An 18,096-nucleotide genomic window follows, 5' to 3' on the forward strand; every position below is an offset into this window, starting at 1 on the left:
ATGGGTCTGATGGAAGGCAAGGCCGTGCTGGTGACGGGCGCGGGCCGCGGCGTGGGGCGCGGCATTGCGCTGGCGATGGCGAAGGCGGGCGCAGCCGTCGTGGTCAACGACCTTGGCGTGTCGCTGACCGGGGAAGGGCAGGAAGGTGCCTCTCCGGCCGAACTGGTCGTTGAGGAAATCCGTGCCATGGGCGGCCGCGCCGTGGCCAATCACGACAGCGTGTCCGACTGGATCGGCGCGGGCCGGATGGTCAAGGACGCGGTCGACAACTTTGGCCGGATCGATGGCGTGGTGAACAACGCGGGCAACTTGCGTGATGTGTTCTTCCACAAGATGAGCCCCGACGATTTCCGTGCGGTGATCGAAGTCCATCTGATGGGCAGCTTCAACACCAGCCGCGCCGCCGCGCCGTTCTTCAAGGAGCAGGGCAGCGGTGCCTATGTGCACATGACGTCATCGACGGGCCTTGTCGGCAACATGGGGCAAGCGAACTATGCGGCGGCAAAGCTGGGCATCGTCGGCCTGTCGAAGTCCATCGCGCTCGACATGCAGCGCTTCGGCGTGCGGTCGAACGCGGTCGCGCCCTGGGCCTGGACGCGCATGATCGACTCCATCCCGACCGACACGCCCGAGCAGCAGGCGCGGGTCGAAGGGCTCAAGAAGCTCGATGCCAACAAGATCGGTCCGTTCTGCGTGGCGCTGTGCAGCGATGCTGCGGCCAAGGTCACCGGGCAGATCTTTGGCGTGCGCAACAACGAGATCTACCTGTTCTCGCAACCGCGCCCGGTGCGCACCGCGCACACCGCCGAGGGCTGGACGCCGGAGACCATTGCCGAGCGCGTGTTCCCGCAGTTCGCCAATGACTTCTATCCGCTGCACCGCTCGGGCGACTGGTTCACCTGGGACCCGGTTTGACGTGATCGATCCTGCCGCCATTCTCGCCTACGACTTCGGCAAGCCGGAGGAGAGCTACGCCCCGCGCGATGCGATCCTCTATGCGCTGGGCCTGGGTCTGGGCTCAGATCCGCTGGATGCGGGTGATCTGCGCTTTCTCGACGAGCGGGCGCTGGCGGTTCTGCCCACGTTTGCGGTCACCCGTTGCACGCCGGGAATGTGGATACGCGATCCCGCGCTCGGGGTCGATTTCGGCATGCTGGTCCATTCGGCACAGTGGGCGGAGTTTCCTGCCCCGCTGCCGCCTTCGGCCCGCGTGCGCGGATCGGCCCGGGTGGTCTCGCTGACCGACCGGGGCGAGGGCAAGGGCGCGGTGCTGGTGCTGGAGCGGACGATTGCGGATGCCGATAGCGGGGCCGTCTATTGCCGTCTGCACCAGACGCTGCTGCTGCGCGGCGATGGCGGCTTTGGCGGACCTCCCGCCCCGCGCGAGCAGGCCGTGCCGCTGCCGGACGAACCCGATGCGCGCACAACTTTCGCGGTCTCCCCGCGCGCGGCGCTGATCTATCGTCTTTCGGGCGACTGGAACCCGCTGCATCTCGACCCTGACATTGCCTCGCGTGCGGGCTTTTCGCGCCCGATCCTGCATGGCCTTGCCAGCTACGGGACTACCGGCGTTGCGGTTTCCCGTGCGCTCGGTCGTGACCCTGCGTCGCAGGCCATGCTCGCCTGCCGCTTTTCCGGCGTGGTCCTGCCCGGAGACGCCATCACATTCAGCATCTGGCGCAATGGTGACGCTGGTGCCCGTTTCACCGCCCATGTCGGCGAGCGCAAGGTGCTCGACGGTGGCGAGATTGCATGGAGAGATCAATGAACGGACGCGAACTCGCCCGATCGCTCAAGTCACGGCTGCGGTTGCCGGTCATGGCGGGGCCGATGTTCATCGCCTCGACTGCCGATCTGGTGATTGCGCAGTGCAAGGCCGGCATCATCGGTGCGATGCCCGCGCTCAATCCGCGGACCACCGCTGACCTCGACGCAGACATTGCCCGCATCAGGGCGAGCGCGGGCGACATGCCCTATGCGATCAATCTCGTCGCCCACAAGAGCAACTCGCGGCTTGAGGCCGATCTCGAAGTGGTGCTGCGCCACAAGGTGCCGATCGTGGTGCTGGCGCTGGCGGCCAATCCCGATCTGGTGCGCCAGCTCCAGGCCAATGGCAGTCTGGTGTTCCAGGACGTGGTCAAGGACCGCCATGCCCGCAAGTGCGCCGAAATGGGCGTCGACGGGATCATCGCAGTGGGCGCAGGGGCAGGGGGGCACACCGGCGATACCTCGCCTTTCGCGCTGATGCAGGAAATCCGCGAATGGTGGGACGGACTGCTGATCCTCTCGGGCTGCATCGCCAATGGCCGTTCGGTGCTCGCCGCCGAAGTGCTGGGGGCAGACCTTGCCTATGTCGGCTCGGCCTTCCTCGCATCGGAGGAGGCCAATACGCAGGACCACTTCAAGCAGATGATCGTGGACGGTGCCTCGAAGGACATCGTCACCACCAACTGCTTCACCGGGGTCAATGCCAATTTCCTGCGTCCCTCGCTGATCGAGCACGGCCTTGACCCGGACAACCTGCAGAAGCGCAGCGGCGGCGGGATCAACATCGATGGCGGTGGCGACAATGCCAAGGCGTGGAAGGAAATCTGGAGCGCCGGGCAAGGCATCGGAGCGGTCAAGCGCGCAGAGCCTGCGGGCGCATGGATCGACTGGCTGGCCGGCGACTACGCTGCCGCACGCGCCGCCATGGGCCTCGCGGCCTGAAGGAATGCAAGAGATGAGCCTCGATTCCCTGTTCAGCCCGCTGGACCTTGGCAGCCTGACGCTGCCAAACCGCGTAATCATGGCGCCGCTCACCCGAGCCCGCGCCAGTGTCGACAACGTTCCTTGTGCGCTGATGGGACAGTACTATGCGCAGCGCGCGGATTGCGGACTGATCGTGTCGGAAGCAACGGCGGTCGATCCGTTCGGTATGGGCTGGTACCGCGTGCCGGGGATCTGGAATGACGATCAGGTCCGGGGCTGGCAAGGCGTGACCACGGCTGTCCACGACGCCGGTGGGCGGATATTCGCGCAGCTTTGGCACATGGGGCGGCTCGTCCTGCCGGACTATATCGGCGGCGCGCAGCCGATCGGGCCGTCGGCCATTGCCGGCGTGGGCGAGACCATGGCCCCGCCACCGCCCGACTATGCCGGCGGCTTCCTGCCGATGAAATCCTATGTCGTCCCGCGTGAAATGACGGCGGAAGACATCGCCCGGGTGATCGAGGCTTATGGCAGGGGCGCGGTGAATGCCCTGCGCGCAGGGTTCGACGGAGTCGAGATCCATGCCGCCAATGGCTACATCATCGACCAGTTCCTCCAGTCGAATTCCAACCATCGGACCGACGCCTACGGCGGCAGCCTCGCCAATCGCACACGCTTCTTGCGCGAAGTGCTCGAGGCGGTGATGCGCTCGGCCCCCCCCAGCCGCGTTGGCATCCGCATCAGCCCGACGAGCGACCGCAAGGGCATGGGCGACGAGAATCCGGGTGCGCTGGCCGAAGCGGTCGCGCAGATCGCACAGGACTTCGGCATCGCCTATCTCCACCTGATCGAACCGATTGCTTCGGGCTTCATGGAAAAGCCGGTGAACCCGGTAATCGACCGCGTCCGCGCCCTGTTCGGCGGCGTGCTGGTGCAGAACGGCAGCTTCGACGGTCAGGCAGCCAATGCCTGCATCGCGGCGGGCAAGGCCGACGCCGTGTCGTTCGGCAGGCCCTATATCGCCAATCCCGATCTGGTCACGCGCATGCGCAACGGCTTGCCGCTGGCACAGCCCAACTTCGACTACGCCTATGTCGGCGAAGAGAAAGGCTATACCGATTATCCGCCTGCCCACGTGAGCTGAAGCTCCGGGGCAAGCGGAAGCGGGGGAGGGCGAGGCCGGGGCTTTTGACAGGCTTGCCTCGCCCGACCTCTTCAGGTCCCGACTGGTTCAGGCGACATTGCGCCCGGCTTCGGCCCAATAGGGCGCGCGCAGGTCTTTCTTGGAGACCTTGCCACTCGGAACCAGCGGGAAGCTGTCCATGAACTCGACACGCTTGGGCACCTTGTAGGCTGCAAGGATCGTGCGGGCATGGGCAATCAGCGCCGGACCATCGAGCGTGCTGCCCTCGCGCCGGATGACGCAGGCCATCACCGCCTCACCCCAGCGGTCGTCAGGCACGCCGATCACCGCCACTTGCGCCACTTCGGGATGCGTCGAAAGTGCGTTCTCGACTTCGGCGGAGTAGATGTTCTCGCCGCCCGAGACGATCATGTCCTTAACCCGGTCGACGATGTAGTACAGGCCCTCGGCATCGCGCCGCGCGACGTCGCCGGTGCGATACCAGCCGTTCTCCAGTACTTTGGCCGTCGCTTCGGGCTGGTTCCAGTAACCGGTGGTGATGGCGGGGGAGCGGGCGACCAGCTCGCCCGGTTCGCCCTCGGGTACGTCGTTGCCGTCGGCATCGACGATGCGGAATTCGATCAGCGGCAGCGGGCGCCCGCACGATTGGAGCCTGGCTTCGTTCTCGAGGTCATGCTCTTCGGGCCGCAGGATCGAGAACGCCCCGCCTGCCTCGGTTGCGCCATAGAACTGCATGAACTTGCCCGGCATCCGCACGATGGCGCGCTTGATCAGGCCGAGCGAGATGGCCGATCCCGCATAGAGGGTGAGGCGGATCGAAGAAAAATCGGTCGTCTCGGCCCGGGGGTGATCGAGCAGCATCTGGATCATCGTCGGGGTCAGCGTCAGCAGCGTCGGACGGTCCTGTTGGATCGTCTCGCAGATGACCGCAGGATCGAACTGGCGCACGATCGAGATGGCTACGCCATTGTAGAGGCACTGGAAGGCGATGCCGATGGACAGGAGGTGGAAGTTCGGCAGCGGATTGATGAAGATGTCGCCGTCGTGCCAGTCATAGGCAGGTTCGAGATGCTCGCACAGACGCATGCGGTTGAACCCGCCGTGGCTGAGCATCACGCCCTTGGGGACGCCGGTCGTGCCCGATGTGTAGAGCTGAATCGCGGTGTCCTCCTCGCTGATGTGCAAGGCGGGACGGCTGGCAGGCTGCGCGGCAAACTGCGCTTCGAGCGTGTCCTCGCCATCGAACCACACGACCTCGACCGGCACGTCCGCAAGGTCGGCGGCGGCGTGCCACAGGTCTGTCAGTCCGCGCTCGACGAAGACCAGCCGCGCCGCGCTGTCGCGCAGGAGTTGCGCCAGTTCCGGCGCAGAGAGCCGCCAGTTGAACGGGATGAAGGCGGCTCTTGTCTTGGCGGAGGCGATGAGCGCGAAGTAGAAGTCCGGGCTGTTCAGGCCGAGGAAGCCGACACGGTCGCCTGCGCAGTCCTGCCCGCCGATGCCGCGCGCCAGCAGGCCGTTGGCGATGCGGTTGGCGATCGCATCGTAGGCGCCGAAACCGATCGTCCTTGCGCCGCTTACCAGTGCGCGCCGGTCAGGGGTGTGGCGCGCATGGTATTCGATGAATTCCCCAAGCGTGCGCACTTCGGGATAGACCCACATCTCCGAATCCTCTCCAAAGGAAACCAGTTTACTAAGTGAGGCCTAAACCATCCTGCGCGCGCTTGCAAATTATAGAATGTTGCCAGATCTGTTCTCAGCGCCCGGTGAACCGAGCCTTGCGCTTCTCGCCAAAGGCGGTGAGCCCTTCGCGGGCGTCGGCGGTCCCGGCGATACGGGCAAGCCCTTGCGCTTCGCGCTCGAGCTGCGCGTCCATGGGCTCGCTCGCGGCGGAGACGAGTAGGCGCCGGATCTCGCCATAGGCCGCGGTCGGCCCCGATGCGAGCTGGCGGGCTATCGCCTCGGCCCGTGCCAGAACCGCCTCGCTTTCGACCACTTCGTCGCACAGCCCTGCGGCCAGTGCGGTCTGGGCATCGAGCGTCTCGTTGAGCAGAAGGTACTTGCGCGCACGCGCCAGCCCCATGCGACGGCTGAGCATGATCGAACTTCCGGCATCGCAGCAATAGCCGATCCCGGCATAGGCGGCCACGAACCGGGTCGAGGATTCGGCCACGATGATGTCGGCCCCCGCGATCATGCCTGCCATGCCGCCTGCGCAAATGCCCTGAACGGCCGAAACGATGGGGGCATCGAGGCGCTGCATCCGGGCGATGCCCATGTGCAGGTCGGCCGTCCACTTGCGGATCTGCATCGGCAGGGCATCGAGGTTCTGCAGGAACATCGCGATGTCCCCTCCGAAGCTGAAATTGAGCCCTTCGGCCGTGACGAGAATAGCGCGCACGGTCGGGTCCGACGCCAGCTCGTTGGCGACGTCGCAGAACTCGGCGCAGAACGTGCCGTCGATCGGATTTCCGCGAACCGGCTGGCAGAAGGTGAGGCGGACGAGGCCGTCCTCGCGCTCGAGACGCATGGCGCTGTAGGTCATCTGGAATTCGCTCCTGAAAGCACGCGATGTCAGTCGATCAGCAGGATGGCCTTGATGGCCTTGCCATGGTGTGCATCATCGATGGCCTGATTGATCTCGGACAGGGCATAGGTCCGCGAGAACTTCTCGATCGGCAGCCGCCCGGCCTTGTGGTGTGCAAGCAGTTCGGGAAGGAAGACCTGCGGATCGGAATCCCCCTCGACGATGCCGCGCACGGTCCCGCCCTGGGTCAGGAGTTGCAGCATCGGCACCGACAGCGCAGCGTCAAGCGATCCGGGAACGCCCAGCAGGCCAAGCCTGCCGCGATTGGCAAGCATGTTTACCGCCTGCTGCACCACCGGCATGAAGCCGCTGGTATCGAGCACCATGTCCGCGCCTTCGGGAACGATGGCGCGCACTGCGGCAGCCACGTCGCCCTGTCCGTCGAGAACGTGGGTCGCGCCCAGTTCCAGCGCCATGGCGCGCCGGGCTTCCTGTGGTTCGACGACGATGATCGTCGCACATCCGGCGATGCGTCCGCCGAGCAGGGCTGAAAGGCCAACTGCACCCGCGCCCAGGACCACCAGCGTCTCTCCCGTGCGCGCGCCAAGCGAGCGCAGCACGCCGCCAGCGCCGGTCTGGATGCCGCAGCCGAGCGGGGCGAGGGCCGCAAGATCGGCATCGTCATCGACTTTCAGCACATTGCGCTCGTTGGCGACAGCCAGCGACGAGAACGACGATTGCCCAAAGAAGTTGTCGGCAACCGGCTGCCCGTCACGTGTGATGCGGGTCGATCCGTCGGCGCGGGCGGCCACCATGTTCAGAGGCACGAAACTGTTGCAGTAGGCCGGTTCGTGGTGTGCGCAGGGCTTGCAGCCGCCGCAGGAATTGAACGTCAGGAGCACCTTGTCGCCCGGCTTCACGCTGGTGACGCCTTCGCCGACGGACTCCACGATACCTGCGCCTTCGTGACCCAGCACTGCAGGGAACTGCAGGCCCATCGCGCCAGAGGCAATGACCAGATCGGTATGGCAGATGCCCACGGCCTTGATCGCCACGCGCACTTCGCCCGCCTGCGGCGCGGCGACGTCTACGGTTTCGACCGCAAACGGGCCGTTGGGCTGGTTCAATACGGCGGCTGTTGCTTGCATGTGGTTCTGTTCCTTCAATAGCGGGTGCGGATCGCATCGCGGTTGCGCGTGAGGTATCCGCGGCTCAGGCCGATCTGCTGCACGCCATGGCCGTGGTGCAGCCCATCGGGCGCCTGGCATGAGACGCGCAGCGAGCTTTGCAGGTAGGTGTTGGAGGGACAGGGCGCCCAGTAGCAGCCGTTCACCGTGGAATAGGTAATGTCGAAGCGCTTGCCGCGAACGTCGGTCACCGAAAGCCTCCCTCCCATTGCCATGGCACCCATGTAGTCCTGCTCGCCTTCGCTCGATACGAGGCCGTACACTTCCCCACCTTCGAGGACGTAGCCCGAAACGTGCGGGCCAAGAGTCGTGCGGGTTGCTATATCGTGACCAGTAAACAGGTGAACAGTCAAGCTCTCTCCGAAGCTCGCATGCCACCAGATCACGGAACCGTTGTTGCGCTCGGGCCTTGGCCCCCAGCTGCGATCTCCAGTCTCTACGCAGTCCACGCGCAGTTCGCGCCCCCGCACGATCAGCGTTCCTGTTATATGGTACGTCTGTTCATAATGTCCCGACCAGCTTGCGTCCCAGGCTGGCCCGGTGCGGGCAGCGGCAGTAGGGTCCATCGCTGGATCGTTGATGTCGTAGGGTTCGTGCAGAGCGCGATATTCAAGGTCGAAGCCGGTTTCGTCGAAGCCCTCGTAGCGCAGCCGGTAGAGCTTGAGCGGCTCGATCACTTCGAAGGACAGGCCGTTTGGCAGGGAGAACCGCAGCAGCGTTTCGGGGCACGGCAGGTGCTGCATGTTGTCGACGTAAAGCTGCTCCTCCCAGAGCGGGGCGATGCGGTCGATCATCGTGATATCGCACATGGCCACCCCGAGCTTTGGCCGCATGACGAGATAGACGATCGCGTTGATGTTCGCTTCGGGAACGCAGAAGGGCAGCGCAAGCGTTTCAGCCCATTGCCAGGTGCTGTCCTCGCCGAAATGGAAGTCGAAATCTTCCGGGCGGATCACAGCGTGTCAAAGCCAAAGGGGGCGAACCACTGGCGGTCCTTCAGCGAGCGCTCGCTCTCGTGGCGCAGGATCTCTGCCGAAAGGAATGCCCGCGATTGCGCATCGGCATCGCAGGCCGCAGCCTTGACGAGCGCGTCGATTGCCTGAAGGACGTTCTGGCGACCGACCCTGACGGCCGAGGGGCTTTCGCCCAGCGTCGCTGCCTCGGTCCTCGCAACTGCCAGTGCGGCAAGAGCCTTCGTCGTTTGCTCACCGCCCGAGATGCCTGCCGACGGGGCCTCTGCCAAGGTCAGGGCATCTTCCAGTTCGCCGCGCTCGAAGGCCGGGGCCTCGTCGATCTGCGCCCGGAGTATCTGCAGGTGGCCGATGCAGAGGTGGACCTGCTCCTGCGCGAGCGAGGCATCGGGCGGCAGGTGGGGCAGGATCACTTCGGACAGCGCTCGCACCACGCTGGCGAGGCGTTCGTCGATATCGGGGCTCATGCGGGTTCTCCCTGCTGGAGCAGGCGGACAAGGTCACCGGCGAACATTGCGGTGGCCGAGGCAAGGAAGGTCAGGAGGACATCCTGGTGATTGTGCTGCGAGCGCGCGGCGGCAGGACCGTTGGCGCCACAGATCACGTAGCATTTGTAGCTCGACAGGACGTCGTAGTAGTGGAGCGTGCGGCGGTTGACCGTGCGTCCGGACCGGCGTTCATATTCCGTGATGAACTCCTCGCGGCCGAACAGGTCGCTGGCGCGGAAATTGCCGTCCTCCCAGGTGCCGAAGATCTGCATGAGGACCCAGCCAAGGTCCTCATGGAAATCGCCGATGCGTGCCAGCTCCCAGTCGAGCAGCGCGGTGATTTCGCCACTGTCCTCGTCGAACAGGTAATTGCCGGTCCGGTAATCGCCGTGGGTGAGCACGAGGTTTTCGGGCGGGCAATCCGGCATGTTGTCCAGCAGCCATTGCTCCGCCAGCGCAAGGACAGGGCGCGTCTCGCCCTGATCGATCCGCCAGAGTTCGCGCCAGTAGTTCATCCCCCAGCGCGGAGCCTGCTTCGGGTCCTGATCGGGAACGTCGAAGCCGGGCAGCGGGTTGGCGCGGAAGTCAAAGCGATGGATGGAGACGAGATGATCGAGGAACTGGTCCTTGAGCGTCGCGCGCAAGCTATCGCCCAGCCACGTGCCGAGGCCGGAGACCTTTATGCCCGAGCCGCTCGGCTTGGTCACACCCCGGACGACCTTCATGATCGCGGCAGGTTGCGGGAAATGGCTTCCCGCAGCGTCGATCCATGCCGCCTCGGGCACGGGCACGCAGTCCTTCATCGCCTCGAGCAGGACGAACTCGCGTTCGCGATCGGTTTCGGTAATGGCCGAGCGTGGGTCCATCCGCAGCAGGTATTGCTCGGCTGAACCATCGGTGTCGGTGAGGGCGAAGAAGAACTGCTCCTTCGAAGCGCCGCCACCTACGCGCCTGACTCCCGAAACGCTTGTGCCGGGCTTTACGGTGGCAAAGTATCCCTCAAGCAGCGCTGTCACTTCTGGGATCAGGGCCGCGCGATAAGGGGGGAGGCTGCGGTTGGCCGCGCGCCGATCCAGTATGCGGCGGTGGACGGTTTCCATGTCGTTCATGGTGTTCCTGCCTTCTCAGTAGGGCCCATTGGCGCGGATGTGCTCAAGGTAGGTGGTGGGCCAGGCGCACTCCATCCAGCCAACGCCCGCCTTGCCATCGATCAGGACCTGTGCACCGCTTTCGTTGAGGCTGATTGAGGGATCGGGGACAAGGCAGTAGGTCCCGAAGACGCTGCCCTCGACAGAGGTTGCCCGGCCCGCGCGGTCGACGATGCTGGCGCGGTACCCAGTCTGGAGATACCGTTCGTCATAGTCGACATCGACGCAGACCGTATCGACGCCGCTCATCAGGCCGTCCTTGAACACGTAACCCCTGACGTGTTCCTTGCCGAGAGCGTTGAAGCGCCAGAAGTGGAGTGACACGTCCGTGCCGACCTGGCCGACGAACCATTCGTATTGCTGGAACGGCACCCAGTCGCGTGTGCCCCAGGAATGGTCGCGGTGCCCCGTGGCATCGACCTCGATTACCCGATCGCCGATCCGCAATGTGCCCCGCACGCGCCCTGCCTGCTCGATGCGGTCCACCGCGCAATACTTCGGGCAGCCACGCGGGTCTGCGCCATAGGAGTAGGGCGGGTGGAAGGCCTCGAAAGTGACATCGACCGTCGCCTCCGGCGTCTCCCAGAACAGCGAGGCGCGGTCGAACTTGAGGTCCTGCGCCATGCGGAAGCTGTCGATGCGCCAATCGTCGAAACCCATGTCGCGCGGGACGGGGCGATCGGCAAGCCGCTGCTGGATGGGCGCCCCGCCGACGCCGGGGCCGAACACGGCAAGCGCCGCGCCTGCCTCGCTGTTCCTGTTCACCCAGGTATACGTGAAGAAGGCAATGCGATGTTCGGGCAGGACGACGATGTAGGGAATGGACTCCCGCGCCTGCAGGATATCGGGCAGTTCGTGACGCCCGTCGTGCACTGGATCGATTGCCATTTCTGGTTCGGCCAGCACGGAATTGTCAAACATCGCAATCTCCCGGTCTTGTGTTCATGCCAGCCAGTATCCGGCCAGCAGTATTGTCATCACTGTGATCAGCCACAGTTCAAGCAGCAGGCGAAGCGACCGGGTGTTCCAGCCGACGTCCATGTAGTGGCCGACGACGAGGCGCATCTTGAGCCCCGCCAGCAGCACGGCGGCCGTCGCTGCGATGCGCGCAGGTGCAAGGCCTTCGGCAAGGGCAAACCCGGCAAGGCTTGCGCCAGCCAGCATGAGCCATATCGCTGCAACGGAAAGCGGTCTGCCTTGCCCCTCGGTCATGCGGCACGCAGCAGGTAAAGCATGGCGAAGAGAGCGATCCACAGCAGGTCGACCATGTGCCAGTACGCCCCGCCAGCCTCGATCCAGCGCAGACGATCCGGACTTGCCAGATCCTCCTTGCCAGCCATCACGAACAGCGCGACGAGCACGATCAGGCCGATCACGAAATGCAGGAAGTGAACGCCTGTGAAGACGAAGTAGTAGGTGAAGAACTCGCTGCTGGTCAGCCCCAGCCCTTGCGCCAGCTTGGCCTTCCATTCGAGAGCCTTGGACAGGCCGAAAGGCAGGCCACTGACAAGCGCAAGCATCAGATACTGTTGCACTTTGCGCCAGCGGCCAGCCTGCGCTTCGCGTGTCGCCTTGGCCATCAACGCACCGCTGGTCAGCAAGATCAGCGTGTTGGCAAGACCGAAGCGCAGGTCGAGGTGCGTGCGGGAGGCTTCGTAGGTCTCCGGAGCGGCGGCGCGCCCTGCCATAAAGACGAGGAAGAACACCGCAAAGGCGCACATGTCGGCCAGGATGAAGAACCAGACGCCTGAATCTCCCGGCGTGTCTCCCGGCAGGCGGCCCTCGATCTCGGTGACACTGCGGCCTTGCATCTGCGCCTACTCGCCGCGCTCGATCCGGCCGATGGCCTTGAGGACGTAGCCCGTAAGGACAGGCACCCAGGCCATCCAGATCAGGAACTCGATCCAGAAGTTGAGAATGCCCGACCGTGCGAAAGCACCGTTGCGGAAATAGGGCATCACGCATTCGATGATGAACATGAACCCGACCCAGATGCCATACCAGGCCAGCCATTTGGGGATAAGCGGCTTGGTGCGCTTGTCACCGAGGAAGCCCACCCCCAACGCGAAGAGCTGGACCGAGGTCACGGCATAGGCAAGGTCGATCAGCAGCCATGCCATGTCATAGAGCATCTGGATCATCCAGTCGGGCAGGGCCTCGGGCCTGAATGCTGCGGTCAGCCAGAACGATGACGGGATCAGCACGGTGATCGTCGTCCAGGCAGCGCCCACACGAGCGAGCTGGACAAGGATCGTGTCCTTGCCGTCCACCTGTTCGAGAACTTTGGCCAGCGAATAGCCCCAGACGCCATAGGCAGGCGCAAAGGTCATTGCCACGACCATGCCGAGCCGCGCGCCATTGGCATTTTCCCGGAACCATCCGGCCACTTCAGAGGCTGGCGTATCGGGCGTGAAGGGCGGGAAATTGTGGCCCAGAACGCCCCAGCAATAATAGAATACCGCCACGAACAGCGGCCCCATCCAGGCGCAGAAGCGCCAGTAGCGTGTGTCGACGGTCTTTTCGTCAGACAATGACATCAATGATCTCCGAAGAAAAAAACGGGGCGGAAGTTGGCCTTCCGCCCCGGCAGGTGTGGAGAAATCAGAAGCGCATCGTCGCCTCTACGCCGAAGGTGCGGGGCTGGGCGCGAACGCGATAGCCGTTGCCGAAGAGGTTTTCGATGGCGATGCCGTAGGGATAGTAGGTCTTGTTCGTCAGGTTCTTGCCCCAGACCGCCAGCGAGTAGTTCGCATGGGTCAGGGTGATCCGCCCGTTGAGCAGCCAGTAGTCGCCTTCACCCTGACCGAACTTGCCCGAAGCCACTGCAGGCAGCGGGCCTCGGCTGTAGTCCTTGAAGGAGTCGAAGTAGAAGCGGCCGGTGTAATTGGCATCGCCATGCAAGGTCAGCTTGGTCGTGCCGTTGTCGAACGCGTTGAAATCGAACCCAAGGGTGGCCGATGACTTGGCCGCGAACGGGAAGGGGTTACCCGCGACGCTGACCGGCCCGCCCGAGGAAACCACGCAGCTTCCGAGCTGTGCGGGGAAGTTCGGGATCGTGGCGGGATTGGCGGGGCAGGCACCGTCCTTGTACTTGCTGTCCAGCAGGCCGAAGCTTGCGTTCAGCGTCAGGCTTTCGATCGGCTTGACGGTGAGTTCTGCCTCGATGCCCTTCATCGTGCCATCGAGCGAGATCAGGTTCGCCGTCGCCGTGGCGTCCACGACCTGGCCCTGCTGGCCCTGATAGTCATAGATGAACGCGGAGATGTTGAACTGGGCCCGGTTGTCCCAGAAGCGCGACTTCAGGCCGATTTCGTAGGCGTTCACCTGCTCGGGCTTCACGAAGTACACCTGGTTGGCGCTGCCATAGGCAAGGCCGTTGAAGGTGCCGGCGCGATAGCCACGGCTGTAGCTGGCATAGACCATTACGCCGTCCGTCGGCTTCCAGTCGATGATGGCGCGGCCTGAGAACTTGCCCGATGAGCCGTCGCGAGACAGTCCGCCCGGAACAGGGATGCCCAGGTCCTGGAACGAAGGTATCACCACGTTGCCGGCCTCGTTTCGCACGGCCTGCAGGAAGTATGGCGCAAATGCCCCCCCCTGCTGGAAGTTCGAAACCGTGATCAGCCGGGCGTTGCCGGCGTCGTCGAAATAGGTCGTGACGCCGTCGCGGAACTTGTTCTTGTCCCAGGTGTAGCGCAGGCCTGCGGTGAACTTGATCGTGGGCGTGACTTCGTAGCTGCCTTCGCCATAGATCGCGTAGCTGTCGCGGATCTGCTTGAAGTGCTGGTTCGCGCGGATACCGGTGGGTAGAGACCCAGCGGAAAGAGCCGTGCCGTTGAAAGCGCCGCCGGGGTTGAAATAGGTGTTCGGCAGGCCCAACGCAGCGCGGACATCGCTGGTGAAGTTGAAGAAGTCCGGCGTGTTGTCTGCTGTCACCGTGTCCTTGCCGTAATAGGCGCCGACGATCATCTTGAAGCGACCGCCATTGTAATCGAGGCGCACGTCCTGGTTGAAGGCGTGGAACTTCGATTTGTAGCCGATCGAGCACAGACGCAGCGGCGTCGCGTCGCAATCGGTGGCGGTCTGCTGGTAGAGGCCGTCGTCATAGCCGGTGATGGAGACGAGCTTCAGGTTGTCGGACAGTTCGAAACGGGCATCGAACACGGCTCCCCGGGCGCGGGTCTTGGCGATCCCGACGGTGTCTGCCTCGATCTCGTTGATGCCGAGGCCGCGGCCCGACTGGCTGTAGCTGGAAGGCACGAGTCCCGCAGGCGAGAGTGCGCCGAACAGTCCGCCGAGCAGGAAGTTCGAACTGGTGTAGTCGATCAGGTCGTTGGTCTTGGACTGACCGGTCGGGATCGGGGTTTCCGTGCCGCCTTCGGAACGCGCGGCATAGAGCTTGAGCTTGAGGTCGATCGTTTCTGTCGGCCTGGCGCGGATGATCAGGCGGCCACCATAGGTTTCAGCGCCGCCCGGGTTGATGCCGGAATTGCGGTTGAGGCCCGATGCGCCTCCGGCAGCCGAGGTGTTCAGGCCAGCTGCCAGCCGGTTGTGCACATAGGAGTCCGAATTGACGTAAGTCCCGGCAATGCGGATGCCGAGCTTGTCTTCCACCGGCGTGAATTCCAGCGCCGCCTCGGCATTGATCCGGTTGTAGTTGCCGTATCCGGCCGTCATATAGCCTTCGGTGCCCGAGAGCGAAGGGCCCTTGGTGATGAAGTTGATCGCGCCACCGGTCGTGTTTCTGCCGTAGAGCGTGCCTTGCGGGCCGCGCACCACTTCGATCTGCTGGAGATCGTAAAGCTGCTGCCCATGGCTCGCGCGGAACGCCTGATACACTTCATCGACATAGACGCCGACGGGTGATGCCGCATTCGCATTGAATTCGGTTCCCACGCCAACGCCGCGCAACGAGAAGTTCGGCTGCTGTTGGCCGTAAGGCGAGGAGACCTGCAGGTTCGGCATCGAATTGCTGAGGTCGGACGTTTCGAACACGCCCTTGGCCTGCAGTGCCGAGGCCGGAATGGCAGAGACGGCGACTGGCACGTTCTGCAAGTTCTCGGACCGCTTCGTCGCCGTCACGACGATTTCGGCAAGGCCCGGACCTTCAGGTGCCTGCGCCTGCTGCGGCGTCTCGCTGGAATTATCGGCGGCATGCGCCGGTGTCGTCATGGCAATCGCAATCGCGCACAGGCTGACGTGCCCAATGGCCTTCATGGCTTCCTCCCTCTCTTCCCTTGTCACGATCCGCGGCCTTGCTGTCGTTTTTACGTGACCTCTCTACGTAATTTAGGATAGATGGAGGTAATGTCAACTGCTTTACGACATGGCCCGGCAATTGTTAGAGAGGTCGCGGCGCAAGGCGGGAATTTGCCTTATCGGGCAGCGCTTCAAGGGGAATGGGAGATGTTCAGTAAGTGGTTTGCAAAGAGACCCCTGCCCAAGGTCTCGATTGCCGACTCGGGCCTCAGCTACGAGGTCGGACGCAATGAAACCGTGCTGGAGGCGGCACTCAAGGCGGGCATCGCCTATCCCCACGATTGCACCGTCGGCACTTGCGGCTCGTGCCGCACACGCCTGCTCGCAGGCAAGGTCGATGCCATCACCCCGTTCGGCTACACGCTGAGCCGCGAAGAGCTGCAGGCCGGATACATCCTCGCCTGCCAGGCTGTCCCCGAGAGCGACCTTGTCGTCGACGTGCCCATGGGTGGGCCCGCACCGCGCGCGACAAAGGGGCGCATCGTCGAACAACGCGATCTCACGCACGACATCCGGGCTGTGACCTGGGAGGTTGCATCACCGGTCGAGTACCGGGCCGGGCAATACATGAGCGTCACATGCGCTGGCATGCCGGGCCCGCGATCCTACTCGTTCAGCGCCGCGCCCCAACCGGGAGGCCAGACCCGCCTGTCCGCCTTCGTTCGACTGGTTCCGGGCGGCGCGTTCACTGAGGCGCTCTTTGCAGGCCGGCTCGATGACGCCGAGTTCGAAATCGAGGCACCGCACGGCGGGTTCTGGTTGCGCGAGGGCAAGGGGCCGATCGTGCTTGTCGGCGGCGGCAGCGGCTTGTCGCCGCTGATGAGCCTGCTTGAGGACGCAGCCGCCCGTGGCGTCGAGCGTGATGCGATCCTGCTGTTCGGTGGTCGGACCGAGCGCGACCTCTATTGCATCGATGAAATCGCGCAGATCGCGTCGCGCTGGCGCGGCCGGTTCGAGTTTCGTCCCGCCTTGTCGGACGAGCAGGTTGCCGGACGCCGCTACGGTCTGGTCACCGCAGAAATTCCCTCGGTCATGATGGACCTCGGAGGCAGTGCAGACCTGCAAGGCTATCTCTGCGGCCCGCCGGGGATGATCGACGCGGGCGTTGCCGCGCTCGTCGCGGCGGGCGTCCCCATAACATCCATTTTCTACGACAAGTTCACCGATGCCGGCACCGGAAAATCCTGATGCCCGGCAAATACTGATTGGAAGAGGATCCATGACACAATCACGAGACACATTCTTCATCGGCAACGCATGGGTCAAACCCGCGAGCAGCCGCACGTTCACGCTGGTCAATGCATCGACCGAGGAGGTTATCGGCACGGTGCCCGAAGCTGTGGAAGCCGATGTCGATGCGGCTGTTGCCGCCGCGCGCCAGGCCTTGGTCGCAGGCCCCTGGGCGCGTGCGACGCCAGCCGAGCGCGCCGATGTCATGGATCGCTTCCTGGGTGCGCTTGCCGCCCGCAGCGACGACATCGCCCGCGCGGTCAGTGCACAGAACGGGATGCCGCTGGCGGTGAGCAGCCAACTCGAAGGGCAGTTCGCGATCGGCGTTGTCCAGTACTACGCCGCGCTGGCCCGTTCACTGGGCGAACCCGACGTCCGCGCCTCGCAGATGGGCAAGGAAACGCTGGTGGAACGCTCGCCGATCGGCGTGGTGGCGGCAATCGTGCCGTGGAATTTCCCGGTGACGCTGGCTCTCAACAAGATTGCGCCAGCCATGGCAGCGGGCTGTACCGTGGTGATCAAGCCATCACCCGGCACCGTGCTCGACAGCTACATCATCGCAGAAGCCGCGCTCGAAGCCGGCGTTCCGGCGGGCGTTCTCAACTGGGTGGCGGCAGACCGCGAGGTCGGGGCCTATCTCGTCTCGCATCCCGGCGTGGACAAGGTGGCGTTCACCGGCTCCACCCCGGCAGGCCGTTCCATTGCGCGCACCTGTGGCGAACTGCTTCGTCCGGTCACGCTCGAACTTGGCGGCAAGTCCGCGGCGATCCTGCTCGAGGATGCCGACATCGGTGGCTTCCTTCAGGGGGTGCCGTTTGCATGCATGCTCAACAACGGGCAGGCCTGCTTCAACGGGACCCGCGTACTTGCACCGCGCAGCCGCTACGGCGAGGTCGTCGATGCGCTGGCCGGTTTTGCCTCGGCACTGACGATCGGCGATGCGCTCGATCCGGAAACGCACGTCGGCCCGATGGCTTCGGCCGCGCATCGTGACCGGGTCGAGGGGTACATCGCCATCGGCAAGGATGAGGCCCGGCTTGTGGCAGGCGGCGGACGCCCGAAGGCCACCAATCGCGGCTGGTTTGTCGAGCCGACGATCTTCGCTGATGTCGACAACACCGATCGCATCGCTCGCGAGGAGATCTTCGGTCCGGTGCTGGCCGTCATCCCCTATGATGGCGAGGACGAGGCCGTCCTCATCGCCAACGACAGTGACTACGGCCTCGGCGGCTCGGTATGGTCGTCCGACAGCGCCCATGCGCTCGACGTGGCGCGCAAGGTGGCAAGCGGTACGGTCGGCGTGAACGGCTACATGCCGTCGCTCGGCTCCCCCTTCGGCGGCATCAAGGCCAGCGGCCTCGGGCGCGAGTTCGGACCCGAAGCGGTGAGCAGCTACCAACAGCTCAAGTCGATCTACGTGATGGGGTGAAGTCCGGGCGACCGCGCTGGTCGCC

The 18,096-nt window shown here is 64.4% G+C and carries 17 protein-coding genes; 6 read left to right on the top strand and 11 right to left on the bottom strand.

The window, feature by feature from the left end:
- Genes ACZ1JW_RS09265 through ACZ1JW_RS09280 form a run of 4 tightly spaced genes read left to right on the top strand, consistent with a single transcriptional unit; the run spans window position 1 to window position 3,835 of the window.
- Entirely contained in the window at window positions 1-915 is a 915-nt protein-coding gene (locus tag ACZ1JW_RS09265; RefSeq protein ID WP_465140346.1) for an SDR family NAD(P)-dependent oxidoreductase, read from the top strand.
- A 1-nt stretch (window position 916) separates the two neighbouring features.
- A complete protein-coding gene (locus ACZ1JW_RS09270) occupies window positions 917-1,768 on the top strand; it encodes a MaoC/PaaZ C-terminal domain-containing protein (RefSeq protein ID WP_465140347.1) in 852 nt (283 codons plus the stop codon).
- Window positions 1,765-2,709: an NAD(P)H-dependent flavin oxidoreductase gene (locus tag ACZ1JW_RS09275; protein ID WP_465140348.1), complete on the top strand. Its 945-nt coding sequence runs from the start codon at window positions 1,765-1,767 to the stop codon at window positions 2,707-2,709. Before ACZ1JW_RS09270 ends, ACZ1JW_RS09275 begins: the two co-directional genes overlap by 4 nt.
- A gap of 13 nt (window positions 2,710-2,722) precedes the next feature.
- Window positions 2,723-3,835 carry an alkene reductase gene (locus ACZ1JW_RS09280; RefSeq protein ID WP_465140349.1) on the top strand — a complete coding sequence of 371 codons (1,113 nt, stop codon included), beginning with the start codon at window positions 2,723-2,725 and terminating at the stop codon, window positions 3,833-3,835.
- A gap of 87 nt (window positions 3,836-3,922) precedes the next feature.
- Here ACZ1JW_RS09280 and ACZ1JW_RS09285 read toward each other — a convergent pair whose 3' ends face one another.
- The 11 genes from ACZ1JW_RS09285 to ACZ1JW_RS09335 all read right to left on the bottom strand — a co-directional run bounded on the left by ACZ1JW_RS09285 (window position 3,923) and on the right by ACZ1JW_RS09335 (window position 15,370).
- Window positions 3,923-5,494 carry a long-chain-fatty-acid--CoA ligase gene (locus ACZ1JW_RS09285; RefSeq protein ID WP_465140350.1) on the bottom strand — a complete coding sequence of 524 codons (1,572 nt, stop codon included), beginning with the start codon at window positions 5,492-5,494 and terminating at the stop codon, window positions 3,923-3,925.
- A gap of 94 nt (window positions 5,495-5,588) precedes the next feature.
- Window positions 5,589-6,377: an enoyl-CoA hydratase/isomerase family protein gene (locus ACZ1JW_RS09290; RefSeq protein WP_465140351.1), complete on the bottom strand. Its 789-nt coding sequence runs from the start codon at window positions 6,375-6,377 to the stop codon at window positions 5,589-5,591.
- 29 nt (window positions 6,378-6,406) lie between these two features.
- Complete coding sequence (locus tag ACZ1JW_RS09295; RefSeq protein ID WP_465140352.1) at window positions 6,407-7,507, bottom strand: NAD(P)-dependent alcohol dehydrogenase; 1,101 nt, start codon at window positions 7,505-7,507, stop codon at window positions 6,407-6,409.
- Between the two features lie 14 nt (window positions 7,508-7,521).
- Complete coding sequence (locus tag ACZ1JW_RS09300) at window positions 7,522-8,502, bottom strand: DUF7064 domain-containing protein (protein ID WP_465140353.1); 981 nt, start codon at window positions 8,500-8,502, stop codon at window positions 7,522-7,524.
- Window positions 8,499-8,984: a hypothetical protein gene (locus tag ACZ1JW_RS09305; RefSeq protein WP_465140354.1), complete on the bottom strand. Its 486-nt coding sequence runs from the start codon at window positions 8,982-8,984 to the stop codon at window positions 8,499-8,501. The genes ACZ1JW_RS09300 and ACZ1JW_RS09305 overlap by 4 nt, the downstream gene beginning before the upstream one ends.
- Window positions 8,981-10,114 carry a phosphotransferase family protein gene (locus ACZ1JW_RS09310; protein WP_465140355.1) on the bottom strand — a complete coding sequence of 378 codons (1,134 nt, stop codon included), beginning with the start codon at window positions 10,112-10,114 and terminating at the stop codon, window positions 8,981-8,983. Before ACZ1JW_RS09310 ends, ACZ1JW_RS09305 begins: the two co-directional genes overlap by 4 nt.
- A gap of 15 nt (window positions 10,115-10,129) precedes the next feature.
- A complete protein-coding gene (locus tag ACZ1JW_RS09315) occupies window positions 10,130-11,074 on the bottom strand; it encodes a DUF7064 domain-containing protein (protein WP_465123829.1) in 945 nt (314 codons plus the stop codon).
- Window positions 11,075-11,095: 21 nt separating this feature from the next.
- The gene (locus tag ACZ1JW_RS09320) at window positions 11,096-11,365 is read right to left on the bottom strand and encodes a cytochrome C oxidase subunit IV family protein (protein WP_465123828.1); all 270 of its coding nucleotides are present in this window, start codon (window positions 11,363-11,365) and stop codon (window positions 11,096-11,098) included.
- Complete coding sequence (locus ACZ1JW_RS09325; protein ID WP_465140356.1) at window positions 11,362-11,964, bottom strand: cytochrome c oxidase subunit 3; 603 nt, start codon at window positions 11,962-11,964, stop codon at window positions 11,362-11,364. Before ACZ1JW_RS09325 ends, ACZ1JW_RS09320 begins: the two co-directional genes overlap by 4 nt.
- A 6-nt stretch (window positions 11,965-11,970) precedes the next feature.
- A complete protein-coding gene (locus ACZ1JW_RS09330) occupies window positions 11,971-12,690 on the bottom strand; it encodes a hypothetical protein (RefSeq protein WP_465123826.1) in 720 nt (239 codons plus the stop codon).
- 64 nt (window positions 12,691-12,754) lie between these two features.
- Window positions 12,755-15,370, bottom strand: a complete 2,616-nt coding sequence (locus tag ACZ1JW_RS09335) for a TonB-dependent receptor (protein WP_465140357.1) — start codon at window positions 15,368-15,370, stop codon at window positions 12,755-12,757.
- 189 nt (window positions 15,371-15,559) lie between these two features.
- On the opposite strand from ACZ1JW_RS09335, the gene ACZ1JW_RS09340 reads away from it, so the two are divergent.
- Window positions 15,560-16,600: a 2Fe-2S iron-sulfur cluster-binding protein gene (locus ACZ1JW_RS09340; RefSeq protein WP_465140358.1), complete on the top strand. Its 1,041-nt coding sequence runs from the start codon at window positions 15,560-15,562 to the stop codon at window positions 16,598-16,600.
- Between the two features lie 31 nt (window positions 16,601-16,631).
- Complete coding sequence (locus ACZ1JW_RS09345) at window positions 16,632-18,071, top strand: aldehyde dehydrogenase (protein WP_465140359.1); 1,440 nt, start codon at window positions 16,632-16,634, stop codon at window positions 18,069-18,071.
- Window positions 18,072-18,096: the final 25 nt, after the last annotated feature.

The sequence above is a fragment of the Novosphingobium sp. BL-A-28-Hi1-0D genome, assembly GCF_055521755.1.